Origin of the sequence: Desulfovibrio sp. 1214_IL3152, assembly GCF_036763055.1 — a bacterium.
Taxonomy (GTDB): domain Bacteria; phylum Desulfobacterota; class Desulfovibrionia; order Desulfovibrionales; family Desulfovibrionaceae; genus Desulfovibrio.
Map to the genome: position 1 here is coordinate 1 of NZ_JBAIYW010000640.1, position 1,351 is coordinate 1,351.

Consider the following 1,351-nt stretch of genomic DNA (forward strand, 5'->3'; position numbering starts at 1 on the left):
TACATTCTCAAAGTTTAAGGCACGCTCACTTCGGCGTTTAACCGCGCAGATAAACTGCGCTTACGCCTCCGTAGCGAACGTCTGCTCACGCAGCCGTCCGAGCAATTTAAAAGTTAAATTGCTCTAGTCTGTCTGCCCTGGGGTATACTCGGGTTCATATCAGGCCTTGGGACATGGCTGGCCTGCGCTGACGATGTGTTCAGGTTTGTTTCGGGCAAGCGTTAGCGGCGTTGAGGTCGCATTGAGGCCCCCTTGCGGGATGACGGCGAAAATTGTAGCCTAGCCTATCAGAAATGAAAGGAGGCAGCATATTATGAAGTTCAAAACTGTCAGCCCGCTGAGCATCAGCGAAAATGTTCTGGGTATTCTCGGCAACAAGATAGCTTCGGGCAGAGAACTGACCATGGCCGAACGCATGATGGCCCTGTCCGCCTCCGGGGCGATTGTCGCCAGCGCGTACGGTCCCGGCCCTACGGAGATGACGGTCAAAACGCCCGAACTTCCTGAAAACGTCAAAGGCATGCTGGCGAATTACGCCGGATAGATTCCGCTCCATCGGGGGGGGCGGCCATGAGGCTCCGCAGGGAGAGATATTTTGAACGAGACTATTGACGATCTTACCGTGCAGTTTGAAGAAAACGGCCAGGTCATTATTAATGAACTGGATAAGGTTGTGCTGAGCAAAGGCTTGTGGACGACCATTCTTTTCCGCTATCAGCAGTGGCAGCCGGAAAAAGATGACTTTGGGCCGGACATGTATGTTATCCGGCGCTACAAGAAATCCGGCGGCGAATACCGCCAGCAGTCCAAATTCACCATTTCCAGCGCAGAGCAGGCCCGCAAGATTGTGGATGCCCTCGGAAGCTGGATCAGCTAGAGCAGATTAACTTTGAAAATATACCTTTTCAAAGTTTAAAACACGCTCGCTTCGGCGTTTAACCGCGCAAATAAATTGCGCTTACGCCTTCGCGGCGGGCGTCTGCTCGCGCAGTCGCCAGAGCAATTTCAAAGTGAAATTGCTCTAGAGCATGTTAACTTTGAAAAAGTGCCATGCTCTAACGCTGCACGAAAGTGCAGTGCGCATAATATGGCGTGGATTCAGCCGAAAATCGCATTTTTCGGCTGAATGAAAATTTTGAAATGCTTCACATTTCAAAGTTGATCTGCTCCAGGCACTGCTTGTAAAATCATATGGTTCAAAACCGAAGGCCCCGGACACGCGAATGTCCGGGGCCTTCGGCCGTGATGTTTTTACGCGACGCGGCCGAACCTGCCGTACGTTGCCCGCAGCAGTCTGTGTACGGCACAGGCTGCACCCAGGCGGGCAGGCCGGCAGGGCGTCTGGTTTTTT

2 protein-coding genes are annotated in these 1,351 nt (G+C 52.6%); both read left to right on the plus strand.

What is annotated here, in order from left to right; all coding sequences use genetic code 11:
- The first annotated feature begins 313 nt into the window (after nt 1-313).
- The gene (locus V6C07_RS13290; RefSeq protein ID WP_333536955.1) at nt 314-544 is read left to right on the plus strand and encodes a hypothetical protein; all 231 of its coding nucleotides are present in this window, start codon (nt 314-316) and stop codon (nt 542-544) included.
- A 51-nt stretch (nt 545-595) separates the two neighbouring features.
- A complete protein-coding gene (locus tag V6C07_RS13295) occupies nt 596-877 on the plus strand; it encodes a hypothetical protein (protein WP_333536956.1) in 282 nt (93 codons plus the stop codon).
- Nucleotides 878-1,351 lie beyond the last annotated feature (474 nt).

Coding starts and splice junctions, on each gene's coding strand:
- V6C07_RS13290 (WP_333536955.1), top strand. CDS start 314: ATGAAGTTCAAAACTGTCAGCCCGCTGAGCATCAGCGAAAATGTTCTG.